The sequence below is a fragment of the Ewingella americana ATCC 33852 genome, assembly GCF_000735345.1.
Classification (GTDB): domain Bacteria; phylum Pseudomonadota; class Gammaproteobacteria; order Enterobacterales; family Enterobacteriaceae; genus Ewingella; species Ewingella americana.
Genome location: NZ_JMPJ01000053.1, coordinates 315,199 through 338,680, shown reverse-complemented (window position 1 = coordinate 338,680; position 23,482 = coordinate 315,199). Strand labels below are relative to the sequence as shown.

Annotated in this window: 23 protein-coding genes; 11 read left to right on the top strand and 12 right to left on the bottom strand. The window is 50.8% G+C overall.

The window, feature by feature from the left end:
* Positions 1-121: 121 nt before the first annotated feature.
* Positions 122-520: a VOC family protein gene (locus tag GEAM_RS11135; protein ID WP_034791420.1), complete on the top strand. Its 399-nt coding sequence runs from the start codon at positions 122-124 to the stop codon at positions 518-520.
* 1 nt (position 521) lies between these two features.
* On the opposite strand, the gene mdtG is transcribed toward GEAM_RS11135, so the two are convergent.
* The 3 genes from mdtG to GEAM_RS11120 all read right to left on the bottom strand — a co-directional run bounded on the left by mdtG (position 522) and on the right by GEAM_RS11120 (position 4,514).
* Positions 522-1,760, bottom strand: a complete 1,239-nt coding sequence (gene mdtG, locus GEAM_RS11130) for a multidrug efflux MFS transporter MdtG (protein WP_034791418.1) — start codon at positions 1,758-1,760, stop codon at positions 522-524.
* Between the two features lie 274 nt (positions 1,761-2,034).
* Positions 2,035-2,967 (bottom strand): Kdo(2)-lipid IV(A) acyltransferase, encoded by a 933-nt coding sequence (locus tag GEAM_RS11125; protein WP_034791416.1) that lies wholly within the window; start codon positions 2,965-2,967, stop codon positions 2,035-2,037.
* A 449-nt stretch (positions 2,968-3,416) separates the two neighbouring features.
* Positions 3,417-4,514: an NADH:flavin oxidoreductase/NADH oxidase gene (locus tag GEAM_RS11120; RefSeq protein WP_034791513.1), complete on the bottom strand. Its 1,098-nt coding sequence runs from the start codon at positions 4,512-4,514 to the stop codon at positions 3,417-3,419.
* Between the two features lie 245 nt (positions 4,515-4,759).
* On the opposite strand from GEAM_RS11120, the gene trhO reads away from it, so the two are divergent.
* Positions 4,760-5,815, top strand: a complete 1,056-nt coding sequence (gene trhO, locus GEAM_RS11115; RefSeq protein ID WP_034791413.1) for an oxygen-dependent tRNA uridine(34) hydroxylase TrhO — start codon at positions 4,760-4,762, stop codon at positions 5,813-5,815.
* A 78-nt stretch (positions 5,816-5,893) separates the two neighbouring features.
* On the opposite strand, the gene GEAM_RS11110 is transcribed toward trhO, so the two are convergent.
* Both GEAM_RS11110 and GEAM_RS11105 read right to left on the bottom strand, forming a co-directional pair.
* Positions 5,894-6,472, bottom strand: coding sequence for a YceI family protein (locus tag GEAM_RS11110; RefSeq protein ID WP_034791411.1), 579 nt, complete (start codon positions 6,470-6,472; stop codon positions 5,894-5,896).
* Positions 6,473-6,496: 24 nt separating this feature from the next.
* Complete coding sequence (locus GEAM_RS11105; protein WP_034791409.1) at positions 6,497-7,054, bottom strand: cytochrome b; 558 nt, start codon at positions 7,052-7,054, stop codon at positions 6,497-6,499.
* 414 nt (positions 7,055-7,468) lie between these two features.
* On the opposite strand from GEAM_RS11105, the gene GEAM_RS11100 reads away from it, so the two are divergent.
* A complete protein-coding gene (locus GEAM_RS11100) occupies positions 7,469-8,512 on the top strand; it encodes an AI-2E family transporter (protein ID WP_034791407.1) in 1,044 nt (347 codons plus the stop codon).
* A 53-nt stretch (positions 8,513-8,565) separates the two neighbouring features.
* On the opposite strand, the gene GEAM_RS11095 is transcribed toward GEAM_RS11100, so the two are convergent.
* From GEAM_RS11095 to pyrC, 5 genes are all read right to left on the bottom strand, one after another.
* A complete protein-coding gene (locus GEAM_RS11095; RefSeq protein WP_034791405.1) occupies positions 8,566-9,216 on the bottom strand; it encodes a LuxR C-terminal-related transcriptional regulator in 651 nt (216 codons plus the stop codon).
* A gap of 177 nt (positions 9,217-9,393) precedes the next feature.
* Positions 9,394-10,512: an N-methyl-L-tryptophan oxidase gene (gene solA / locus GEAM_RS11090; RefSeq protein ID WP_034791403.1), complete on the bottom strand. Its 1,119-nt coding sequence runs from the start codon at positions 10,510-10,512 to the stop codon at positions 9,394-9,396.
* 179 nt (positions 10,513-10,691) lie between these two features.
* Complete coding sequence (gene bssS / locus GEAM_RS11085; RefSeq protein WP_034791401.1) at positions 10,692-10,946, bottom strand: biofilm formation regulator BssS; 255 nt, start codon at positions 10,944-10,946, stop codon at positions 10,692-10,694.
* Between the two features lie 335 nt (positions 10,947-11,281).
* Positions 11,282-11,530 (bottom strand): DNA damage-inducible protein I, encoded by a 249-nt coding sequence (gene dinI / locus GEAM_RS11080; protein WP_034791400.1) that lies wholly within the window; start codon positions 11,528-11,530, stop codon positions 11,282-11,284.
* Between the two features lie 116 nt (positions 11,531-11,646).
* Complete coding sequence (gene pyrC / locus GEAM_RS11075; RefSeq protein ID WP_034791398.1) at positions 11,647-12,696, bottom strand: dihydroorotase; 1,050 nt, start codon at positions 12,694-12,696, stop codon at positions 11,647-11,649.
* 207 nt (positions 12,697-12,903) lie between these two features.
* Between pyrC and GEAM_RS11070 the strand changes: the two genes are divergently transcribed.
* Positions 12,904-13,191, top strand: a complete 288-nt coding sequence (locus tag GEAM_RS11070; RefSeq protein ID WP_034791396.1) for a putative quinol monooxygenase — start codon at positions 12,904-12,906, stop codon at positions 13,189-13,191.
* A gap of 79 nt (positions 13,192-13,270) precedes the next feature.
* On the opposite strand, the gene rne is transcribed toward GEAM_RS11070, so the two are convergent.
* The gene (rne, locus tag GEAM_RS11065) at positions 13,271-16,597 is read right to left on the bottom strand and encodes a ribonuclease E (protein ID WP_034791393.1); all 3,327 of its coding nucleotides are present in this window, start codon (positions 16,595-16,597) and stop codon (positions 13,271-13,273) included.
* 590 nt (positions 16,598-17,187) lie between these two features.
* Here rne and rluC point away from each other — a divergent pair.
* Complete coding sequence (gene rluC, locus GEAM_RS11060; protein WP_034791389.1) at positions 17,188-18,150, top strand: 23S rRNA pseudouridine(955/2504/2580) synthase RluC; 963 nt, start codon at positions 17,188-17,190, stop codon at positions 18,148-18,150.
* A 5-nt stretch (positions 18,151-18,155) separates the two neighbouring features.
* Here the strand turns inward: rluC and GEAM_RS11055 are convergent, their stop codons facing one another.
* On the bottom strand, positions 18,156-18,761 hold the full coding sequence (locus GEAM_RS11055; protein WP_034791388.1) for a Maf family protein: 606 nt from the start codon (positions 18,759-18,761) through the stop codon (positions 18,156-18,158).
* A 143-nt stretch (positions 18,762-18,904) separates the two neighbouring features.
* Here GEAM_RS11055 and yceD point away from each other — a divergent pair, with 143 nt between their 5' ends.
* The 6 genes from yceD to fabG all read left to right on the top strand — a co-directional run bounded on the left by yceD (position 18,905) and on the right by fabG (position 23,362).
* Entirely contained in the window at positions 18,905-19,429 is a 525-nt protein-coding gene (gene yceD / locus GEAM_RS11050; protein ID WP_034791386.1) for a 23S rRNA accumulation protein YceD, read from the top strand.
* Positions 19,430-19,441: 12 nt separating this feature from the next.
* Entirely contained in the window at positions 19,442-19,609 is a 168-nt protein-coding gene (gene rpmF / locus GEAM_RS11045) for a 50S ribosomal protein L32 (protein WP_013576249.1), read from the top strand.
* 62 nt (positions 19,610-19,671) lie between these two features.
* Complete coding sequence (gene plsX / locus GEAM_RS11040; RefSeq protein WP_034791383.1) at positions 19,672-20,706, top strand: phosphate acyltransferase PlsX; 1,035 nt, start codon at positions 19,672-19,674, stop codon at positions 20,704-20,706.
* Positions 20,707-20,712: 6 nt separating this feature from the next.
* A complete protein-coding gene (locus GEAM_RS11035) occupies positions 20,713-21,666 on the top strand; it encodes a beta-ketoacyl-ACP synthase III (protein ID WP_034791381.1) in 954 nt (317 codons plus the stop codon).
* Positions 21,667-21,684: 18 nt separating this feature from the next.
* A complete protein-coding gene (gene fabD, locus GEAM_RS11030) occupies positions 21,685-22,617 on the top strand; it encodes an ACP S-malonyltransferase (RefSeq protein WP_034791379.1) in 933 nt (310 codons plus the stop codon).
* A gap of 10 nt (positions 22,618-22,627) precedes the next feature.
* Positions 22,628-23,362, top strand: coding sequence for a 3-oxoacyl-ACP reductase FabG (fabG, locus tag GEAM_RS11025; protein ID WP_034791377.1), 735 nt, complete (start codon positions 22,628-22,630; stop codon positions 23,360-23,362).
* Positions 23,363-23,482: the final 120 nt, after the last annotated feature.

The following is a 23,482-nucleotide window of genomic DNA, read 5'->3' as shown; positions in this document are numbered from 1 at the left end:
TCTAACTCACTAATTGTTGACGCTGTGGCTGAGGTTGCAAGTTTTCACCCGCTAATAACGCAGAAATTAACCGGTTTTTTGTTTTTTTCAGAACACTTCACCCACAGGGAGATTGGCGCTCATGGTTTCACGTCAGGCGGTTTTGCGCATTGCTCGTCCAACCGACAATATCCGGCAGATTGCGCAGATGTATCAGCAGGGTTTGGGGTTTGAGCTGTTAGGGCAGTTTGACGACCACCAAGGCTTTGACGGCGTGATCATCGGGCATCCTACTCACCATTATCATCTTGAGTTCACTCACCATCGCGGTACGCGGGTTGGCAGGGCGCCGACGCAGGACAATCTATTGGTGTTTTACATTCCTAATGCCGAAGAGTGGCAGCGGCAGTGTGAGCAGATGGAGCAGGCGGGGTTTGTGAAAGTCGCGTCTTATAACCCTTATTGGGATCAAACCGGCAGCACCTTTGAAGATGCTGACGGCTATCGGGTGGTTCTCGCAAGGCGCGACTGGACGGCCTGAATTACTCGACGGTGACTTCGCGCTGGCGGCGTTGCAGGCTCCAATAGGAGTAGACGGCGTTGAACAGCACCACCAGCGCGGTGACGCAGAACACCGTGCGGAAGCCGTAACTTGCCGAGACGGCGGCACCCAGCAGTGGGCCGGTCACGTTACCCACGTCGCGGAATGACTGGTTATAGCTGAACACTCGCCCGGCCACCTGATTGGTGCAGTTATAGATAAGCAGCGTTTGCACCGCAGGCAGCAGCGCGCCGTCTGCCGCGCCGAGCATAAAGCGCAAGATCCCCAGCTGTAGCGGGTTTTGCACAAAGGCCATCGGGATCAGCAGCAGCACCGACACCCCGAGCATCGCCACCAGAATCTTCTCCGGACCAATCCTGTCACCCAGCTTACCAAGCCTTGGCGCACTCATCAGCGCCGCCACGCCCGGCACCGAAGCAATCATGCCGCTGATAAACGCCAAGTTCTGCGTATTACCTGCCAGTTCGCGGACGTACAGCGTCAAGATTGGCGCAATCGACCCCGTCGCCACCTGAATGATCATGGTGGTGATGAACAGGCACAGCACCAGCTTAGGGTTCTTCAGTGAGGCGAAAACCTGTTTGCGATTCAACATATCCTTCTTGTTGACCGGCATAAACTGCTCGCGAATGAAGTACAACGTCATGATAAAACACAGGAAAAGTACAAAAGCGGTGATGAAGAACACCGGGCGAAGCCCGTAGCTGTCGGCCAGTAAGCCGCCGACCAGCGGGCCAATCAGCGCGCCGCTGACCGCGCCAGTGGATAAAGTGCCCAGCGCCCAGCCACTCTTGTTACGCGGGATCTGGGTAGCAATCAGCGCATTGGCGTTAGGGACAAAGCCGCCGAGCAGGCCGAGCAGGGCGCGTAGCACCAGAAATTGCCAGATATTGGTTGCCAGACCCATCAGGGCCATGACGATTGCCATGCCGAGTGCTGAACGCAACAGCATGATTTTACGACCTTTACGGTCTGCAAGACTGCCCCAGAAGGGAGAGGCGATGGCGGAGAACAGGAACGTTATGCTGAACACCAGACCGGACCACATGTTCAGGGACTCATGCCCGGTCACACCAAGGGTTTCAACGTACAGAGGCAGGAAAGGCATGATCAGGCTGAATGCTGCACCAGTCAGGAAACATCCTATCCAAGCAACGAACAGATTTCGCTTCCAATTTATAGGGTCTGGTGCCGTTTCTGCTGCGGGTTCCGAAGTCATAAATTACCGATATGAGAGGTCCATTGGCTCTGAGCTGTCGGGCGAGTGCCAGAGCGGATTAACTATCATGCACTAGGCTGATAATTATGCGCCTATTAATCAGTCACATCAATGATGTTACGGAAAAGTTAACGCAGAAACTAAAATACCGGTTTAGAAATTTTGGTGCATTGCAACAGATCAATAATTAGCAAGATAAGTTTTTTACAGCAGGATCAGGAGAGTGAGAGGGGGCCGTCCAGAGTGCAACACCCTGAACGGTAAAACGCTAAGATTATTCTAAAGCCTGATACAACGAAGGCTCGCCCTCGGGGCGGGTTTTAAAGCGGCGGTGCAGCCACATGTACTGCTCAGGCGCGAGGCGAATTTCATCCTCAACCACTTTATTCATATAGGCCGCAGCCACCACTTCATCTTCCAGCGGGAAGTTTTCTACCGCCGGATGAAGCAGCAATTCATAACCTTTGCCATTTTCCAAACGACGCGGCGTGAAAGGAATGATCGCCGGTTTACCCATGCGAGCCAGCAGATAGGTTCCGGTGGTAGTGGCGGCTTTATCCACGGCAAAGAACGGAACGAACACGCTGCTGCGCGGGCCGTAGTCGTGGTCCGGCGCGTACCAGATGATGTCGCCCTGTTTCAGGCTGCGGATCATGCCTTTCAGGTCTTTGCGGTCGATCATCGCTTTATTAGAGCGCATGCGGCCTTTGGTCTGGATCCAATCCATCAGCTTGTTGTCGTGCGGGCGATAAACGCCAACGCCGGGATTATGGATGCCGAAGATGCGCGCGCCGAGTTCCAGCGTCAGGAAGTGGACGCCGATCAACAAGACGCCTTGCTGGTTGTCACGGGCTTTCTGGATGTGCTCCAGACCGCTGACTTTGAACCAGCGCTCGATACGCCAGTCCGGCCAGAACCACGCCATGCCGGTTTCAAACAGACCCATGCCGACGGATTCGAAGTTCTTCAACACCATGTGGTCGCGTTTTTCACTGCTCATTTCTGGGAAGCAGAGTTCGAGGTTACGCTGAGCAATGTTAAAGCGGCGTTTTAAGAAACGCATTGAAAAGCGGCCCAGTCCGGTACCCATACGATAAATAATCGGGTACGGCAGAAGCACCAGCAGGTAAAGCAGGCCTAATCCCAGCCATGTTATCCAATAACGCGGATGCAGTAGTGAAAGTGTAAAGGTCGGTACCTGAGTCATAAAATCTCTGCGTCAATGTGTCGAAGTAAGAAGATATAAGCTCTGTCTATGTGCAGTAGCCAGCCACAGAAAACACACCACAACCCGGCTTTCATAGCCGCTGCGAGTCATTCCCTTAAGCGAAGTGACGTATTGTGGCATTTTTTAGGTTTCAGGTGAAAATTAACGGCATGAATAGTTCATTTGACGGCTATCTGTCTATCAATAGGCCGCAGACTGTACATCAATAGCGCGAAGGTCGCCGATTTTGTGAGCAAACTTGCGGCTACTCTGCCGTTTAAGATCGATTGAATATCGGCAGACAACGCAATTTTGTCAATTTTCCCCGCCATAAAAATTGATTTAAAAAACAGGTGAATTAAATCAAATTAAATATGTTCAGGTTTTAGCAATAAAAAAGGGCAACGCGCGTTGCCCCTCTTGTTAACATTAATGACTGTTCACTGACTTTATTCTGCTAGGAATATGCCTTTAACATTGTGCGGTTCGCTGCGCCAATACTGTTTAGGTGCCGAGACTTTGGCACCCAGCTTGGCGGCGGCGTGCCACGGCCAGCGCGGGTTATAGAGGATACCGCGCGCCAGTGCCACCATATCCGCCTGACCCGTGCCAACAATGGCTTCGGCCTGATCGGGTTCAGTTATCAGGCCAACGGCAATCACCGGCGTGCTGACTTCCTGCTTGATTCGCTCGGCAAACGGCACTTGGTAATTCGGGCCAATGCTGATTTTCTGCTGCGGGCTCAGGCCGCCGCTGGAGACGTGAATATAGCTACAACCCAGTTTTTCCAGCTCTTTCGCCAGCACCACTGACTGTTCCAAGTCCCAGCCGCCTTCCACCCAGTCGGTAGCTGAAATCCGCACACCAATCGGCTTGTCGGCAGAGAATGCCTGACGAATTTCCTGATATATCTCAAGCAGCAGGCGCATACGGTTTTCCAGCGAGCCGCCGTAGTTGTCAGTGCGCTGGTTGGAGAGGGGAGACAAGAACTGGTGCAGTAGGTAGCCATGTGCGCCGTGCAGCTCCAACAGGTCAAAGCCCAAACGGTCAGCGCGCTTGGCGGATTCGACATAAGCCGCTTTCAGCTCGGCGATGCGTTCTAGGGAGATGGCCTCTGGCGCGGCGTCGGTATCGGCGAAGGGGATGGCTGAAGGAGCGATAGTCTGCCAGCCGCCTTCTTCGCGCGTCAGCTGCTTGCCGCCTTTCCACGGCACGTGGCACGAGGCTTTTCGCCCGGCGTGACCCAGCTGTAAGCCGAGGGGAATGTCGCTGTTATCGCGAATAGACGTCACCAGCTCTTTCATCGCCGCTTCGGTTTCGTCATCCCATAAACCTAAATCTTGTGGCGAGATGCCGCCAACGGCTTCAACCGTCGTGGCTTCGAGGATAAGCAACCCCGCGCCAGAGAAGGAGAGTTGCCCAAGGTGAGCGTGGTGCCAGGAGGTCGCCTTGCCGTTGTCAGAAGAGTATTGGCACATTGGCGCAATGATAATGCGGTTAGCTAATGTCAGGTTACCTAGTGAAATGGGTTGGAAAAGCTTACTCATAGTTTCCTCATTATCTTGGTTTAATGGATTAAAATTCATCCCAACTCATTTGAGGTTATCCCATTTCCCGCGCTTTGCCTTAGCAGTTGCCGCTTTTGTACAACGTTTTAGCCGAAATTTTGCAACGGAAGATGTCGAGAATGTTGGTTTAATGTATGATGTTGCCGCTCGAAAAGTGGTGCTGTAAGCCTTTACGGCACTGCTTATTCTCTAAGAATTAACCTCGAAAGACAGGAAAGTACACCATGCCAGTGTTACATAACCGAATTTCTAACGAGGAACTGAAGGCGCGCATGTTGGCTGAAACTGAGCCGCGCACCACGGTTTCTTTTTATAAATACTTCCACCTCGAAGACCCAAAAGCCTTCCGCGACATGCTCTACGTCTGCCTGACCAAACTGAATGTATTTGGTCGTATCTATGTGGCACACGAAGGGATCAATGCGCAAATCAGCGTGCCAAACAATCAGTTCGAAGCCTTTAAAGCCGAGCTTTTCGGTAGCCATCCCGCTTTGGACCAGATTCGTTTGAACATCGCGTTGGAAGACGATGGCAAATCATTCTGGGTTCTGCGCCTTAAAGTGCGTGACCGCATCGTGGCAGACGGCATTGATGACGATACCTTTGACCCGTCGAACATCGGGCAGTATCTGAAAGCCGAAGAAGTTAACGCGATGATTGACGACCCGGACGCGCTGTTTGTCGACATGCGTAACCACTATGAGTATGAAGTGGGCCACTTTGACAAGGCGATCGAGGTACCGTCAGACACTTTCCGCGACCAGCTGCCAATGGCGGTGGACATGCTGAAAGAAGATAAAGACAAGAAAATCGTCATGTATTGCACCGGCGGCATTCGCTGTGAAAAAGCCAGTGCTTATATGCTGCATAACGGTTTCAAAAATGTTTATCACGTTGAAGGCGGCATCATCGAGTACGCACGTCGTGCCAAAGAGCAGGGCCTGCCGATCAAATTCAAAGGCAAGAACTTTGTATTTGATGAACGCATGGGTGAGCGCATTTCTGACGACGTGATTGCCCACTGCCACCAGTGCGGCGCCGAGTGCGACAGCCATACCAACTGCCTTAACGACGGTTGTCATCTGCTGTTCATTCAGTGCCCGAGCTGCGCTGCCAAGTTTGAAGGCTGCTGTAGCGAAATGTGCCAAACCGAGCTGAAGTTGCCGCTGGAAGAGCAGCGCGCACTGCGAGCCGGGCGCGAAAATGGCATCAAAGTCTTCAATAAGTCGAAAGGGCTGTTGCAGACCACCATGCACATCCCGGCACCTGAAAAGCAGTAATTGGCAGCATGAAGTGAAAAGGGCTCGTATCAGGTACGGGCCCTTTTTTTATCTTATTAACAATGGCTTCAGGGGAAGTTACTTCTCGCGAACCCCTTCCACCGAGATGATCAGCTCAACCTCTTGCGAAGCTGGCCCCAGATCGGTGGTGATACCGTAATCTTTCAGCTTAATGTTACCCGCCGCTTCAAAGCCCGCACGGTAGCCGCCCCAAGGATCTTCGCCTTGGCCAACCAACTTAGCTTGCAAAGTCAAAGGCTTGGTCACGCCATTCAGGGTGAAATCGCCCGTCACCGCCAGTCCATCACCCTCTTTGGTCACTGACGTTGAGGTGAAACTCGCCTGCGGGTGCTTGGTGACATTGAGGAATTCCGCGCTGCGTAAGTGCTTATCGCGCTCGGCATGGTTGGTGAATACGCTGGTGGTATTAATCGTGACATTTACTTTATCGGCTGACGGGTCTTTCTCATCGAAGGTAAAGCCGCCGTCGAAATCATTGAAGCTGCCATACAGCCAGCTATAGCCTAAGTGCTTGATGCGGAACTCAATAAAGGCGTGTTGCCCCTCTTTATCAATCTTGTAGTTCGCCGCCGTTGCACTGCCCGCCGCCAGCAGTAAAGACGCCAGAGTTAAGCCCAGAGTGGTTTTTTTGAACATGATGATCCTCCATTATCCAACAAGTTAATCGGAACGCCGCTGCCCGAGCATGCGGGTCAGCGTGATGTCCCGGTCAATAAAGTGATGCTTAAGGGCCGCAAGGCCGTGAAGTACAGAAACAATGACAATTCCCCACGCCACCCACAGGTGAATAACGCCCGCGATGTCCGCCTGCTGGTTCAAGCCAAACAGCGTGGCGGGGATATCAAACCAGCCAAAGACGCTAATCGGCTGTCCTTCGGCGGTGGAGATGAGATAGCCACTGATCAGAATGGTGAATAGGCCGACAAACAGCACTACGTGAGCCAGCCAAGAACCGACGCGCGTCGCCGTGCTGTAGCTTTTCAACGGGGAAGGGGGCGGGGAGATAAAACGCCAAGCCAGACGAAAGACCATGACTGCGAAAACGCACGCGCCGATGCTTTTATGCAACTCAGGTGCTCGGTGATACCAGCCATCGTAATAACCCAGCCCGACCATCCACAGCCCCAAGGCAAACATGGCGTAAAAGGCTAAAGTAACCAGCCAGTGCATCAGCACGGAAATATGGCCAAATTGAACGGGTGAGTTTTTCCACTGCACGGCAATTCCTTAATTAAGCAGCAATCCTTTAAATGAAAATAAACACATAGAAACATTTAATCAATAATAAATCTCATCACATTTAACCTTTTACTCGTTGTTCTTTTTATTTGAATGATATTTGCATTTTTCATTCAATGATTCAGTGTTAAATTTTAATTCATAGAAAAATTTGGCTATTTGTCAGGTTTTGCAAGGCTTGGTAAAGTTACTTATATATCAACTTATTTGATTAAAATATTGCCATTTAGGTCTTTTTTATAAAGGTTTTATCATTTTACTTAGCTAATTGGGTTATATGCTACTCTTGCAAATGTAAATGAATCACTGAGCTATATTAATAAGTCATACTAATAACGGTTACATGCGGCGCTTGGGCGAGAGACAAAATAGAGGCACTTAAGGGAGAGATAAATGGCCAAATCCGTGGTGACGGTAAAGGGTTTGAAGATAGCCATTATGATGGCAATGCTGGTTATCATTTTCGCCGGGATCAAATCGGCGGCGGATATCATCGTGCCTTTTATTCTGGCGCTATTTTTGGCTTTCGTCTTCAATCCGCTGATTGTTCGCCTTGAGCGGATTCGCTTTCCGCGGCCTTTAGCCGTGCTTTTGGTCGCTGCGCTGGTCGTGATGCTGATGGTGTTCCTGACCAGCATGCTGATTGTCACACTCAATGACTTCGGGCGAACGCTGCCGCAATACCGTGGCCTGATTTTGCAGAAGTTTGAGGATTTACAAAACCTGCTGCAAATCAACGGGCTGGTATTCTCCTTCGAGACGCTGGCCGGATATTTTGACCCCGGTTACGCCATCAATCTGATCAGTCGCCTTATCACCCATCTCTCCAATGCCATGGCAGGTGTCTTCCTGCTGGTGATGACCGTGGTGTTTATGCTGCTCGAAGTGCCGCAACTGCCTTATAAGTTGAATCAGCTTGCGGAGAGCTCGGAAGAAGAGCCAGGAGCGGGAAGCATTCAGCGCGCCCTAGATAGCGTGACGCGTTATCTGGTGATCAAAACGTTAATTAGCGTCGCTACGGGGTTAACCATTTGGGCATTGCTGGCCCTGCTTGGTGTACGTTTTGCATTCCTCTGGGGGTTATTAGCCTTCGCACTAAATTACATTCCTAATATTGGCTCCATTATTGCTGCTATTCCGCCGATTATTCAGGCTTTCTTGTTTAATGGGGTCAGTGAAGGCGTCACCTTAATTGCCGGTTATTTAGCGATAAACCTCATTATTGGCAATATTGTGGAACCAAGAATATTAGGTAAAGGGCTGGGACTATCCACCTTGGTGGTATTTATGTCACTGATATTTTGGGGTTGGCTGATGGGCCCGGTGGGAATGTTACTCTCAGTTCCACTGACTATAGTGCTTAAAATTGCTTTTGAACCTACGGTGGCGGGGCATAAAATTGCCGTGCTATTGGGGGATGGCAAACCTGCCCGCTAAGCAGCAAGCAAAGAGAAAGAGTTTTCGCCTTTCTCTTTGTTTTGTAATGAATTTCATTGTTTGTAGAGTGTAAGGATTTCTTCTTTTATTTGCCGACTAATAGGCGCACGAGAAGATTCGTTGATTGGCCAAAAAAGGTATTTGATGAAGTTATACACATAACAAAACTCAAGCCGGTTACGTACTTTGATTTTCTGCGCCAAATGGCGTTTATGCACGTAAACCGTTCTATTACTGATTTCCAGCTTGCGCGCAATCTTGTGATTGGGCATTTCCGACATCCAGTAATTCATCACCAGTATTTCTTGTTCGCTAAAGATGCTGCGGCTGTTATAAGGCGGGTAATAAGCGCTACCTTCCGCGATAGTTCGCAACAAGGTGGTCACAAGCTGTTTATTAAGAATATAAACATCGTTTGTGATATGTACTGGATGGGTCGTGACGGGATATTGGGTATCCAGATAGCAAAACATTGCCGTGTCTTGCAGAAGGTCGAGACACTCTTTTATTTCCGCCGAGAATTTCGAATTCTGACACAGTTGGGTGATATTAATCAGCACCAAATCGGGGTTGAAGGTTGCCATATGAGGCATAGCTTCAGCCATACTCACAAAATCGAGTATTTCTATCTGTTTGTTATTAAATAAGAAAGAATAAATTCCGAGGCGGGTAAAGCTACAGGGTTCAATGATTAATACTTTCATAAAACTTCCTTGTACATGCGCAGTCGTTGCGCGACAACCATCACTCCTGTGATAGCTATTAGCAGGATAGATTCATAATGGCAAAGGTGTCAATTCGAAAAAACGCGGGAATTAGATAAACGCCAATTCGTGGTAGCTGAATTGCCGGTTTTAAAAACCGGCATGATTGATGAAGCTCTAGTTAAAGCGGGAAAGCGAGAAAGGAGTGAAGTCAAAATCGGCGGGGTGATTGGCACCAAAGTTGGCCACTATTTCACCTAATACGCTGGCAAATTTAAAACCATGCCCGCTCAAGCCGGAGATGATTAAGGTATTGTCATGTTCAGGCAGGGTATCAATAATGAAATCTTCGTCGACAGTCACGTCATAAGTGCAAGACGCGCCGTGCAGGCAAACGCCCACGCCCGGCAGATGGTGGCGCAGGAAATTAAACACCTCGGTGCCGTCTGCGGCGACGCTGCCGAAGGGTTTACGCCCTTCAGGTCCGGTGATCGGCTGCCCGCCGTTATGTTTGCCCAGCTTCAATGCATCTTTAACCGCCGGGAAACCATAGTATTGGTCGCCGGAGAGGGTCTGGAAGGTAAATGCCGGGAAATGGTTTTCTTCGCTGTAGCGGCCGTCGGCGTGGTGCCAGGCAAAGACTTTACGAACTGGGCTGACAGGCAGCTCTGGCAGCAGCTTTTTAACCCAAGTTCCTGCTGTTAACGCAATGCGCGGCGCGCGATAGCTGCCTTCGTGGGTGGTGACGGTGACGCCGCCATCTTGGTCATAGCTTATCGACTCTACCGGGCATTTGAACAGCTGGGCGCAACCTGCCTCGCGCGCCAGTCGAATATAGGCGGCGACGGCCAGTTCGCTTTGCAGATAGCCAGAATCCTTCTCGAATACGCCGCAGTAATCATCGGAGATAGAGATCAAAGGCCATTTGGCGCGGATCTCCTCGGCGCTCATCGACTGGGTATTCAACTGATATTCAACGGCGGTGCTTTTGACGTTATTGATGAACTCAGAGTCATGCGGGCCAATGTTAATAACCCCGCTGCGATGAAAAATCTTCTCGCCGCTGAGGGTCGCCAGCTCATCCCACAGTTGCTGGGCGCGCAAAACCATTGGCACGTAGCTGGCACCTTCACCATAGGCGTGGCGGATAATACGCGTCTCGCCGTGGTGGCTGCCTTCCTGATGGGGCGGCATCGCGCTGTCTATCATCAATACTTTGAGTCCGGCGCGCGTTGCGTAGTAACCTGCCGCTGAACCGACAGAACCGCTGCCGACAATGATGAGGTCGTATTGCATTTCAGCTTCCCCTGATGATTTTTAAGAAAATATTGTTGGGCATAATAGTGAGATAGCTCACCTAAAGGCAAGTTAACTCCGGCGTGCGGGTGTGGCTAACTGTGCGGGTTTCACCATCAAGCCATAAAAAAAGCACCCTGACAGTTATGTGAGGGTGCTTTTAGATAGGTTGGTGAAAATTAATGTTTGCGATGGTCAATGTACTCGTACTCGTTCGATTCAATCTTTTCTATACCAGCTTCGAGAATGTTGATCAGTTGTCGCGCTACGTCTGTCGTTAACCACAATGTTCTGTCTACGTTGGCATCTTCTGGTGGTTGGTCTTTGGAAGACAGGTAATGAAGACGTATCATCATTGCATCGTAAGAGTCGACGGTACTGATATCCCAGCCCACAAGTGGGTGTGTTTGAATAACTTCATCATTTCTGTCCATATAGACCCCTTAATTTGTAGTGACTAGCATGAGTAACTAACGAGGATCAATGCGGCTCATTATCTGGTGAGCAATTTCAGTATAAACACTTAAACAGGCTTTTGGGGGCTAGTAATGTATTTAATAGTAAAAAAAGTGTGATGAAAGATGAATAAACCAGAGGGTGAGAATTAAAACAGGGAATAATCTTAGAAATAAGATAAATGAAAAAAACCGGACAGCGACGCCCGGTAAAAACTGCTCTAGAGAGCCTGGTTATATATCAACCTAATTATTATTAATCCTTTAATGCCACGACTGAGATTGAGACATCAACCCGCATCGCAGCACTGCTGTTAATCATCCGTAGAAAACCACTCATCGGCGCTTTCCCAGGTTTCTTGCAGAATTTCTTCAATACGATCGCGATCCGTCTTTGGCGCGCCCATAACCGACAGGTTATTGGAGCCAGCATAGCGAACCTGAACTTTGTTATCGGTATCGGAAAATTGTTGGTTTATTCGTTTACTGAATTCACCTGACAGCGCTTCAAGAGCACCGGCTGGAAGAGGTTTGGTTTTATCGATTGTGACTTCAACACGCATATGACCCCCTGAATTAATATGACTGTATATTTATACAGTCATATCCAGTACTAAGCAAGGGGGACGCGCATTTATGTTGCCGCCAGCGAGTCATATCCCGCTGGCGGCGCTGTCACTTAATAAGACGTGACTTTCCACTGCAAGGTCTGGCCGGCGAGGAAAGGCACCACCGATTCGTCGCCCAAGGCGATTTCTTCTGGCTGAGTAACTGCTACCTTGCTGATTTCAATGAAATCTTCGTTAACTGGCAGGCCATAGAAACGCGGGCCGTTCAATGAGCAGAAGGCTTCTAAATGCTCGAGGGCATTCATCTCTTCAAATACGGTGGCGTAGGCAGGGATTGCCAGAGGTGCGTTGAAGCAGCCTGCGCAACCGCAGCTCGACTCTTTGCGGCCTTTGGTATGAGGTGCAGAGTCGGTACCGAGGAAGAAGCGATTTGAGCCGCTGGCGATAACTTCACGCAGGGCCTGCTGATGCACGTTGCGCTTTAGAATAGGCAAGCAGAACAGGTGAGGGCGAATGCCGCCAACCAGCATATGGTTGCGGTTGAACATCAAGTGCTGTGGCGTAATGGTCGCGCCAATATAGTCATTGCCGCTAAGAACGTACTGAGCCGCTTCTTTGGTGGTGATGTGTTCGAAAACAATTTTCAGCTCAGGGAAGTGTGTGCGAATCGGGTTCATCACTTCATCAATAAAGCGCGCTTCGCGGTCAAAAATGTCCACGTCGCTATGCGTCACTTCACCGTGGATCAGCAGCGGCATGCCAATCGATTGCATACGCTCGAAAATAGGGTAAATCGCTTTTACGTTGGAAACGCCGTGCTGCGAGTTGGTGGTCGCATTCGCCGGGTAGAGTTTAGCGGCGGTAAATACGCCTTCCAGATAACCACGCGCGACTTCTTCCGGATCCAGAGAATCGGTCAAATAGCAGGTCATCAGGGGAGTAAAGTTGTGGCCAGCAGGGATAGCGGCATTGATGCGATCGCGATAGGCCACGGCGACTGCAACGCTGGTTACCGGCGGTGTCAGGTTCGGCATGACGATAGCGCGGGCAAAGACTTCACTGGTATAAGGCAAAACGGTAGCGAGCATTTCATCATCACGCAGATGAATGTGCCAATCGTCTGGGCGGCGAATTTTCAAAACTTGCGGTGTTGCGGTCATCAGGCAGGGCTCCGGCGTTGAAAAGCAATACGTGAATTTCAGATGCATTAACGGCGGGGAACAAGGATAAGCGGAAAACTGTTCAGTTGCATCTGTTTAATAAAGTTAACATTGAAATTGAAGCAAACAGAGGGCCATAGTAGGGGCAGGGTTTCACTAATCCTCATCTTCATCCATATTTAAAGGCTACTGCTATAAGGAGAAGTTATGGAAGTCAGAGTCGTTGCTACCGTTGTCGCTAAGCCTGAGTTTGTGAAAGAAGTTACCGACGCTATGCACCAGTTAATCGAGCATAGCCGTCAGGAGCTGGGCTGCCTTCAGTATGATTTGCATCAGGATATCGACCATCCTGAGACTTTTATTTTCTATGAACGCTGGGCTTCGCAAGAAGCACTCTCCCAGCACAATGAAACAGAGCACTTGGTTGGCTTCGCCCGTTTCATCGAGAAAAAGGTTGCTCGTTTAGATATCAAACGCTTGAAGAAAATCGGCTAATTCACTTTCAAACAAGTTACTGAATTTGAACCAATAAAAAACCCGCCGAAGCGGGTTTTTTTATAACCATCACACCCTCTTATTCAGTTGGCATGGCGGGTTTGGTCGCCGGAGCTGTTGCAGTGGTGACTGCTGCATGGCCGCCAGCTGAACCTTTACCGTCAAAGTTGAACTCTGGGCGTACCCAGTCACTTTGACGAGCAGGCTCAGGAACGTAGTCCGGAGCAGGCGCTTTCGTCATTGGCGCGGTAGCGTGATGTTTGAAGCGCGGAGCCGCCACATCTGTTGCTACTGCCTCAACGGCCGCTTTAATTGCCGCAGGCTGAACAGGTTCAACTTTAGGCTCGGTCGCAACGACTGGTTCTGCAACTTCAGGCTCTGCAACTACAGGCTCGACAATCGCAGGTTCAACAGTTGGTTCAACCAGAACAGGCTGCTGAGCTTCAGGCTTAACTTCAACCACTGGCGTCGGTTCTACCGGCTCGACGGTTTCTGCTTCAACCAATACTGGCTCATCAGCAACAGGCTGCGCTGCAACTTGTGGTTCAGAAGCCACTGGCTCTGCAACTGCAGGCTTAGCCACTTCTTCAACTGCTGGAGCCTGATGCTCGGTAACAGTTTCAGCAGGTGCTTCAGCTGCTGGCGTTTCAACCGCAGGCTGCTTAGGCGCTTCAACCACTTCGGTCACGACCGGTGCAGGGGTGTTTTCCTGAGCGATTTCAACCTGATTAGTCAGAGTCTCGGCATTTTCAACCACGGCTGCGTGTTGCTCTTGCTGCTCAGCTTGAGCAACCGGGTAGCTGATCCACACTTTGCCTGATGCCATTTCTGGCGAAGCGAAGGCACCCACCAATGGCATCGCTGACTGTGATGGGTAACGCTCATCACGGTAACGGCGACGACGCTGGCCGCTGACGCGCAGGTGGCGAGGCGAACGGCGTGAACGACGTGGCATGCCACCTTCGCGGCCGCCTTCGTTCTGACCTTCTTCCGTCTCGGCATTCGCCGTCTGCTCAACGTCTTGCTCAGCACGAGCTTCTTGAGCCGCTGGCGTGACGGTTGGCATGATGCCGGTGATCAACTGCTGGGCAGCTGCTTCAGCTTCATGATCGATTTCAGACTCGAAGCGTACTTTCTGAGAAAGCTGACGACGCTGGCGACGTTGAGTTGGCTGACGATCTTCCTGTGCAGTCTCTTCTACAACGTTAGCGACAACTTCCTGAGCCACAACTTCTTGGACTTTATCTTCTTGGGTGTTTTTGCGTTTGTCATCTGAACGACGACGCGAACGATCGCCACGCTCACGACGCGGAGCCTGCTGCTGCTCGTCGCGAGAAGCGGTGGTTTCTTCATCGTTACGGGTTTCAGCGGCGACAACAGGTTCTTGATTGCGACGGTTACGACGCTGATCTTCACGCTGCTCACGATTGTTCTCGCGGTTATCACGACCTTCGCCACGGTTATCACGATTGTTATCGCGACCTTCGCTGCGATTGTAACGGTTGCCACGCTCACCGCGTTCACCGTTACGATCGCGACGACCATTGCCTTGTCGGCGCTGGTTACGACGATCACCGTTACGGCGGTTTTCGTTCTCAGTGGTTTCTGGTTCTGCTTTCGCCACTTCAACAGGCTTAGCTTCAGCCTGTGGTTCAGCGGCAAACAGACCTTTCAACCCGCTGAAGAAGCGGCTGACCAGACCCGGTTTAGCGGCAGCAGGCGCTGCTACAGCGGCTGGACGAGTTTGTGCTGGTTGCTCAACGGCTTCAGGACGCTCGAAAGAGGTTGGCGGCGCTTCGCTTTGCAGAGCGAATGCGGCAAGCGCAGGCTGCTCTGGGCGTTTACGCTCAGTTGGCATCTCTTCGGAAGGTTGCAACATCTCTGCTTCATGAATCTGTGGCAGCAGGTAGCTCAGTACGGAAGACTCTTCGCCTTTACGCACGCGAAGTACGGAATAGTGAGGGGTTTGCATCTGATCGTTCGGCACGATCACCGCGCGCACGCCGCCTTGACGTTTTTCAATCGCATTGACTGATTCACGTTTTTCGTTCAGCAGGTACGAAGCAATCGGCACTGGAACAATGGCGTGAACTTCTTTGGTGTTCTCTTTCAACGCTTCTTCTTCGATTAAACGAAGAATCGACAGAGACAGGGATTCGTTGTCACGAATGGTCCCGGTACCCGCACAGCGTGGGCAGATGTGGTGCGTAGACTCACCCAGAGAAGGGCTGAGACGCTGACGCGACATCTCCAGTAAACCGAAGCGAGAGATACGGCCAATCTGGATGCGAGCACGGTCTTGACGAACGGCATCGCGCAGACGGTTTTCAACTTCACGCTGATGGCGCACTGGCGTCATGTCGATAAAGTCGATAACAATCAGGCCACCCAAGTCGCGCAGGCGCAATTGGCGAGCAATTTCGTCAGCGGCTTCAAGGTTGGTGTTGAATGCAGTTTCTTCGATATCGCCACCGCGGGTTGCGCGTGCGGAGTTGATGTCGATAGCGGTCAGAGCTTCGGTGCTGTCGATAACAATGGAACCACCGGAAGGCAGACGCACTTCACGCTGGAACGCAGATTCAATCTGAGATTCAATCTGGTAATGGCTAAACAGCGGGATTTCACCGATGTAAGGCTTAATTTTGCTGCTGAAATCTGGACGACCCAACGCTGCGATGTGCTCTTTAGCCAAATCGAGGATTTTTGGGTTGTCGATCAAGATTTCGCCGATGTCAGGGCGCAGGTAATCGCGGAACGCGCGCACGATGACGTTGCTTTCCTGATGGATCAGGAACGGAGCAGGGCGGCCTTCGGCGGCTTTCTTGATGGCATCCCAGTGCTTCAGACGGAAGGTTAAATCCCACTGAAGTGCTTCTGCGGATTTACCTACACCGGCGGTGCGCACGATGAGGCCCATGCCGTCTGGCAGTTGCAGCGAAGATAACGCTTCTTTCAGTTCAGTACGGTCATCCCCTTCAATCCGGCGGGAAATACCCCCAGCGCGTGGATTGTTAGGCATTAACACTAAATAGCTACCGGCCAGACTGATGAAGGTGGTCAGTGCTGCACCTTTATTACCACGCTCTTCTTTATCTACCTGAACAATAACTTCCTGACCTTCGCGCAGAACATCTTTGATGTTTGGGCGGCCATGCGAGGAGTAATTGCTAGGGAAGTATTCGCGAGAAATTTCTTTGAGGGGGAGGAAACCATGTCGCTCAGCGCCATAATCAACGAATGCCGCTTCCAGACTTGGTTCAATGCGGGTGATTTTACCCTTGTAAATATTGGCTTTTTTCTGTTCATGACCCGGACTTTCGATATCCAAATCATAGAGCCGCTGTCCATCCACAAGGGCAACGCGCAACTCTTCTTGCTGAGTTGCGTTTATCAACATTCTTTTCATCTTAACTTACTCGTTATTTTTGCATTATTGACAGAGCTGCGGGCAAAATAACCTCATGGCCGGATAAACCGTTGGCCCCGAGTCTTCTCGCAAAGTCGTCAACCTCACGGTTGTCGCTTGCATAGGGGCGCATTATTTCGGTAAGTCTGCTTTTGCCGTATTAACCATACCAGCGTTATGAAAGCAGTACTTTTAGTAGGGGAATAGCTTCTGAATTTAGGTTAACAGATCTCATTCCATTTGCCGGCCAAGCTGCAATCCGCAGCCCGCTAATTGCTTGATTTCACATTACGTCTTACGCCATTGCTGCGCTTTTGTTCGATCAGACAAATCTATAATTCCTGCGTTTTCCCTAACTTAAGGAAAAGAACGCGGAAAGTGACCTCATTATTCCATTGCATGTACAGTGATAGCAAGGTGACTTTAGTAGTTGCAGTAAAGATTCTTATCCTTATGCGATACAACCCGCAATGATTATCCCTTCATTCTTACTGCTCGTCGGGTTTTCCAGCCCAGTTGCTGATAAACTAAACGCTAAGCTCATAAAAACCAGTGGCGCGAACCGTGCCGGATATTTAGAATCGCGACCCATGAAAACTGAGAATCCATCTGTTCAATTAATCCCCATTTCCGAAGATGAAGCCGGACAACGCATAGATAACTTCCTGCGTAATATCCTTAAAGGCGTACCTAAGAGCATGATTTATCGCATCGTGCGCAAGGGTGAAGTGCGGGTGAACAAAAAGCGTATTAAACCTGAATACAAATTATTGGCAGGCGATGAAGTTCGCGTGCCACCTGTTCGTGTCGCAGAGCGAGATGAAGCGCCGGTCTCAGCCAAACTGGATAAAGTGGCAGCGTTAGCCGACTGCATCCTTTATGAAGATGACCATTTGCTGATCCTCAATAAGCCTTCTGGTACTGCGGTGCATGGCGGCAGCGGTTTGAGTTTCGGCGTGATCGAAGGCCTAAGAGCCTTACGCCCTGATGCGCGCTTCCTTGAATTGGTGCATCGTCTGGACAGAGACACCTCAGGCGTCTTGCTGGTAGCCAAAAAGCGTTCAGCGTTGCGTTCGCTGCATGAGCAACTGCGTATGAAAGGCATGCAGAAGGATTACCTCGCGCTGGTGCAGGGCGAGTGGCAGTCTCATTGCAAAGTGGTGCAAGCGCCGTTGCTGAAGAACATTTTGCAGAGCGGCGAGCGTATCGTCAGAGTGAGCGCGGAAGGCAAGCCTTCTGAGACTCGCTTTAAAATTGAAGAGCGCTACGAGTTCGCCACGCTGATTAAAGCCAGCCCGGTCACCGGGAGAACGCACCAGATCCGCGTTCACGCCCAGTATGCGGGGCACCCGATTGCTTTTGACGACAGATATGGCGACCGCGATTTCGACGGGCAGCTTGCTGGCACGGGGCTAAATCGCCTGTTCCTGCATGCTGCGGCGCTGCGTTTTGAGCACCCAGGCACTGGTGAGACCATGCGCATTGAGGCTCCAATGGACGCCAAACTGCGCAATTGCTTGAAGAAGCTGCGTCTCAAACCCGCCAAAGGCTAATGCTTTTATACTGAATGTTGGCGCAGCAGGGGGTTCACACCCTTGGCGCGCAACAGTTCCAGCAGGGCAATCAACGGCAGGCCAATCAGCGTATTGGGATCTCTGCCGTTGAGTTGGCTAAACAAGCTGATCCCCAACCCCTCGCACTTAAAACTCCCCGCACAATCGTAGGGCTGTTCCATCTCTAAATAGTTGCTTATCTCTTCATCGCTCAACGCGCGGAAGGAAACCTCAAAGGGTTCACACACAGTAACGGCTTGCTGAGTACGGCTATCGAGCAGCGACAGGCCGGTGTAGAAGGTCACCACTTTGCCACTCGCCGCACGCAATTGCCGTTTCGCATTCTCAAAGGTGTGCGGTTTGCCGGTGATTTTTCCATCTAATGCACAGACCTGATCTGAACCGATGATCAAATGATTGGGATGAGAGTGCATCAAAGCCCGCGCCTTGGCTTCGGCCAATCGTTTGACTAAAGTTTCAGGCGATTCATCAGCATAGGGCGACTCGTCGATATTCGGCGCGGCGCAGCTAAACTCAAGGTTAAGCTTTTCCAGCAGTGCGCGGCGGTATGTTGATGTCGAAGCGAGCAGAATAGGGGGTAAAGTTGGCATTATTATTTTTTCACAAAGCGTAGCGTTATTTATTTGCACATCTTAAACTGTTGGCCGCTGTGGAAGCGAATATTGGTGAAAGGTGCGGTTTTGAGGCCTTTTTCTTTGACTCTATGTCGTTACAAAGTTAATATGCGCGCCCTATGCAAAAAGTAAAATTACCCTTGGCCGTTGATGCGGTTCGTACAGCCCAAAAGCGTTTAGATTACTCCGGTGTCTACACGCCTGATCAGGTAACACGAGTTGCGGCATCAGTGGTTAGTGTTGATTCTGATGTGGAAACATCTTTGTCGTTTAATATCGACAATCAACGGCTGGCCGTTATCGAAGGCAAATCAGCAGTTCTCGTAACTCTGGAATGTCAGCGATGTGGTAAGACGTTTGAGCATCAGGTTCACACAACATATTGTTTTAGCCCTGTTCGCAATGATGAACAGGCTGAGGCATTACCGGAAGCGTACGAGCCGATCGAAGTCGACGACTTTGGCGAAGTTGATCTGTTGGCAATGATTGAAGATGAAATCATTCTTTCTTTGCCTGTCGTTCCGGTACATGAATCTGAACACTGTGAAGTGTCCGACGCGGACATGGTATTCGGTAAACTGCCTGAAGAGGCGGAGAAACCAAATCCATTTGCCGTATTAGCGAGTTTAAAGAAAAGTACTTAAGGAGTAAGGTCCATGGCCGTACAACAGAATAAACCAACCCGTTCTAAACGTGGCATGCGTCGCTCTCACGATGCTCTGACCACTTCCACTCTGTCTGTGGACAAAACTTCTGGTGAAACTCACCTGCGTCACCATATCACTGCCGACGGTTTCTACCGCGGTCGCAAGGTAATCGGCTGAGATTTGCTTGCTACTTATTTGCGTGATAACTCACTCATGATAAGTACTAGCAAGGCGATACCTTGACTCGTCTAACCCTTGCGTTAGATGTAATGGGCGGGGATTTCGGTCCTTCCGTCACAGTGCCTGCTTCATTGCAGGCACTGATCTCTAATTCTGAACTCCATCTTCTTCTGGTCGGCGACCCCGACGCTATCACGCCTTTCCTTGCTAAAGCCGATCCTTCTCTGAGAGAACGAATTCGGATTATTCCTGCTGAATCAGTTATAGCCAGTGACGCTCGCGCATCGCAAGCTATCCGGGCCAGCAAAGGAAGTTCAATGCGGGTGGCCTTAGAGCTGATTAAGAGTGGAGACGCGCAGGCCTGTGTCAGTGCTGGTAATACTGGTGCGCTGATGGGGCTCGCGAAAATGGTTATCAAGCCTCTGGAAGGTATCGAGCGCCCGGCGCTGATGACGGTGTTACCGAATCAGCTGCGCAGTAAAACGGTGGTGCTTGATCTTGGGGCGAATGTTGAATGTGACAGCACGATGTTGGTCCAGTTTGCCGTGATGGGCTCGGTAATGGCTGAAGAAGTCATTGGCATTGAGAACCCGCGCGTGGCCTTGCTGAATATCGGCGAGGAAGAGTCGAAAGGGCTGGACAACATTCGTGACGCGGCAGCGATTTTAAAAAATACACCAGCAATCAACTATATCGGCTATCTTGAAGGCAATGAGCTGTTAACCGGTAAAACTGACGTGATGGTGTGTGATGGCTTTGTAGGGAATGTCACACTCAAAACCATGGAAGGTGTAATAAGGATGTTTTTGTCACTGTTAAAATCCTCTGGGGAGGGTGGCAAGAAGGCTTGGTGGCTGAAATGGTTAGGCCGTATTTTGCAGAAGAAATTAGCAAAGCGCTTCGGCCATCTAAATCCGGACCAGTATAATGGCGCATGTTTAGTAGGATTACGGGGCATCGTTATTAAAAGCCACGGCGGAGCAAATCAGCGAGCGTTCGCTGTTGCTATCGAACAGGCTGTGCAGGCGGTGCAGCGGCAAGTTCCACATCGGATAGCCGCGCGCCTTGAGGCTGTATTACCCAAGAGTGACTGATCGTACATGTATACAAAAATTCTCGGTACGGGGAGCTATTTGCCCGTGCAAGTTCGGACTAATGCCGACTTAGAAAAAATGGTGGATACCTCCGACGAGTGGATTGTCACCCGTACAGGTATTCGTGAACGTCGTATCGCTGCTCCGGATGAGTCTGTGGCCACAATGGGCCTGCATGCAGCAGAGAAGGCACTTGAAATGGCAGGCGTCAGCGCGAGCGATGTCGGTCTGATCATTGTTGCGACAACCTCATCTACCCACGCATTCCCAAGCTCGGCATGCCAGATTCAAAACATGCTGGGTATCAAAGATACGGCGGCCTTTGACTTAGCAGCGGCTTGCGCAGGTTTCACCTACGCGCTGAGCGTTGCCGATCAATACGTCAAGAACGGCGCTGTTCGCTATGCATTAGTGATCGGTTCTGACACCTTGTCGCGCAAGCTCGATCCTGAAGATCGCGGCACCGTGATTCTGTTCGGTGACGGCGCAGGCGCTGTGCTGCTTGGCGCGTCTGAAGAGCAGGGGATCATCTCCACTCACATGCACGCCGATGGCCACTATGGCAACCTGTTGACGCTGGCTTACCCAGATCAATCTGCGCCAGAAAAACCGGCTTACGTCACTATGGCGGGCAACGAAGTCTTTAAAGTCGCCGTGACCGAATTGGCTCATATCGTTGAAGAGACGCTTGAGGCCAATAACCTTGACCGTTCAGAGCTGGATTGGCTGGTTCCGCATCAGGCTAACCTGCGCATCATCAGCGCAACGGCTAAGAAGCTGGGCATGGGCATGGATAAAGTCGTCGTGACCCTCGATCGCCATGGTAATACCTCCGCAGCGTCTGTTCCTGCGGCATTCGATGAAGCCGTTCGCGATGGCCGTATCAAGCGCGGACAACTGGTTCTTCTCGAAGCATTTGGCGGTGGCTTTACCTGGGGCTCGGCGCTGGTACGTTTCTGATTTAACAGGATAATCAAAATGACAAAAATAGCAGTTGTTTTTCCTGGGCAGGGCTCACAAGCCTTGGGGATGTTGGCTGATTTAGCGGCTGCACATCCGATTGTTGAGGAAACCTTTGCAGAGGCTTCATCTGCGCTAGGGTACGATCTGTGGGAGCTGGTACAACAGGGTCCTGCGGAAGAACTGAATAAAACTTGGCAGACCCAGCCTGCGTTGCTGGCGGCTTCTGTCGCTATCTGGCGCGTATGGCAGCAAAGCAACGGCGCTAAGCCGGCTTTCCTTGCGGGTCACAGCTTGGGCGAGTATTCCGCTCTGGTTTGTGCGGGCGTGCTGGACTTCAAACAGGCTATTTCGCTGGTTGAACTGCGCGGTAAATTGATGCAAGAAGCCGTGCCTGAAGGCACTGGCGCGATGTCCGCCATTATCGGTCTGGACAACGACGCTATTGCTAAAGCTTGTGAAGAGTCTGCACAGGGGCAGGTTGTCTCCCCAGTGAACTTCAACTCTCCGGGCCAAGTGGTTATTGCTGGGCATAAAGAAGCCGTTGAGCGCGCGGGTGCTGCTTGTAAAGCCGCCGGTGCCAAACGCGCATTGCCTCTGCCTGTCAGCGTGCCGTCTCACTGTGCGCTGATGAAGCCTGCTGCCGACAAAATGGCCGTGGCGCTGGAAGAGGTGACTTTCAGCGAGCCGCAATATCCTGTCGTGAACAACGTGGATGTTAAAGTTGAAACTTCGCCTGAGGCTATCCGCAGCGCGCTGGTTCGTCAGCTTTACAACCCGGTTCGCTGGACTGAGTCTGTCGAATTCATGGCGGCGCAGGGCGTTGAGCATTTAGTTGAAGTTGGACCGGGTAAAGTTCTCACCGGCCTGACTAAGCGTATTGTTGATACTTTAACAGCAGCGGCCGTGAATGATACTGCCAGCCTGTCTGCTGCGCTCGAACAAGAATAAGAGGAACATGATGAGCTTCGAAGGTAAAATTGCCCTCGTCACAGGCGCCAGCCGTGGCATTGGTCGTGCAATCGCAGAAAAGTTGGTTGCTGGTGGCGCGAAAGTCATTGGTACAGCAACCAGCGAAAGCGGCGCGGCTGCAATTAGCGAATATTTAGGTGAAAACGGTAAGGGCATCGCCCTGAATGTGGTTGATTCTGCATCGATCGAGCAAACATTGGCTACGATTCGAGCTGAATTTGGCGAAATTGACATTTTAGTTAATAATGCCGGTATCACACGTGATAACCTTCTCATGCGAATGAAAGATGACGAGTGGCAAGATATTCTTGATACGAATCTGACTTCAGTATTTCGGCTGTCAAAAGCAGTAATGCGGGCTATGATGAAAAAGCGATTTGGCCGGATCATTACAATTGGTTCTGTTGTTGGAACTATGGGTAACGCAGGGCAGGCGAACTACGCGGCAGCTAAAGCCGGTTTAATCGGTTTTAGCAAGTCTTTGGCGCGTGAAGTGGCTTCACGCGGCATTACTGTCAACGTTGTTGCTCCCGGCTTTATTGAGACGGACATGACAAGGGCGTTGACAGATGATCAACGCGCAGGCATTTTGTCATCAGTTCCAGCCAACCGGTTGGGTGATGCCAAAGAAATTGCTAGCGCAGTTGCTTTTTTAGCCTCTGATGAGGCCAGCTACATCACTGGTGAAACATTACATGTCAATGGCGGCATGTACATGATTTAAAAATTACGAAACTATTTGCGTTATTTGCGGTAAAAACCGCAAAATAGAGCAAATTCGTGGTTTGACCAGCCGGGATTTAGTTGCATCTTTTTCAACATTTTATACACTACGAAAACCATC

Coding starts and splice junctions, on each gene's coding strand:
- GEAM_RS11135 (WP_034791420.1), top strand. CDS start 122: ATGGTTTCACGTCAGGCGGTTTTGCGCATTGCTCGTCCAACCGACAAT.
- mdtG (WP_034791418.1), bottom strand. CDS start 1,760: ATGACTTCGGAACCCGCAGCAGAAACGGCACCAGACCCTATAAATTGG.
- GEAM_RS11125 (WP_034791416.1), bottom strand. CDS start 2,967: ATGACTCAGGTACCGACCTTTACACTTTCACTACTGCATCCGCGTTAT.
- GEAM_RS11120 (WP_034791513.1), bottom strand. CDS start 4,514: ATGAGTAAGCTTTTCCAACCCATTTCACTAGGTAACCTGACATTAGCT.
- trhO (WP_034791413.1), top strand. CDS start 4,760: ATGCCAGTGTTACATAACCGAATTTCTAACGAGGAACTGAAGGCGCGC.
- GEAM_RS11110 (WP_034791411.1), bottom strand. CDS start 6,472: ATGTTCAAAAAAACCACTCTGGGCTTAACTCTGGCGTCTTTACTGCTG.
- GEAM_RS11100 (WP_034791407.1), top strand. CDS start 7,469: ATGGCCAAATCCGTGGTGACGGTAAAGGGTTTGAAGATAGCCATTATG.
- GEAM_RS11095 (WP_034791405.1), bottom strand. CDS start 9,216: ATGAAAGTATTAATCATTGAACCCTGTAGCTTTACCCGCCTCGGAATT.
- solA (WP_034791403.1), bottom strand. CDS start 10,512: ATGCAATACGACCTCATCATTGTCGGCAGCGGTTCTGTCGGTTCAGCG.
- bssS (WP_034791401.1), bottom strand. CDS start 10,946: ATGGACAGAAATGATGAAGTTATTCAAACACACCCACTTGTGGGCTGG.
- dinI (WP_034791400.1), bottom strand. CDS start 11,530: ATGCGTGTTGAAGTCACAATCGATAAAACCAAACCTCTTCCAGCCGGT.
- pyrC (WP_034791398.1), bottom strand. CDS start 12,696: ATGACCGCAACACCGCAAGTTTTGAAAATTCGCCGCCCAGACGATTGG.
- GEAM_RS11070 (WP_034791396.1), top strand. CDS start 12,904: ATGGAAGTCAGAGTCGTTGCTACCGTTGTCGCTAAGCCTGAGTTTGTG.
- rne (WP_034791393.1), bottom strand. CDS start 16,597: ATGAAAAGAATGTTGATAAACGCAACTCAGCAAGAAGAGTTGCGCGTT.
- rluC (WP_034791389.1), top strand. CDS start 17,188: ATGAAAACTGAGAATCCATCTGTTCAATTAATCCCCATTTCCGAAGAT.
- GEAM_RS11055 (WP_034791388.1), bottom strand. CDS start 18,761: ATGCCAACTTTACCCCCTATTCTGCTCGCTTCGACATCAACATACCGC.
- yceD (WP_034791386.1), top strand. CDS start 18,905: ATGCAAAAAGTAAAATTACCCTTGGCCGTTGATGCGGTTCGTACAGCC.
- rpmF (WP_013576249.1), top strand. CDS start 19,442: ATGGCCGTACAACAGAATAAACCAACCCGTTCTAAACGTGGCATGCGT.
- GEAM_RS11035 (WP_034791381.1), top strand. CDS start 20,713: ATGTATACAAAAATTCTCGGTACGGGGAGCTATTTGCCCGTGCAAGTT.
- fabD (WP_034791379.1), top strand. CDS start 21,685: ATGACAAAAATAGCAGTTGTTTTTCCTGGGCAGGGCTCACAAGCCTTG.
- fabG (WP_034791377.1), top strand. CDS start 22,628: ATGAGCTTCGAAGGTAAAATTGCCCTCGTCACAGGCGCCAGCCGTGGC.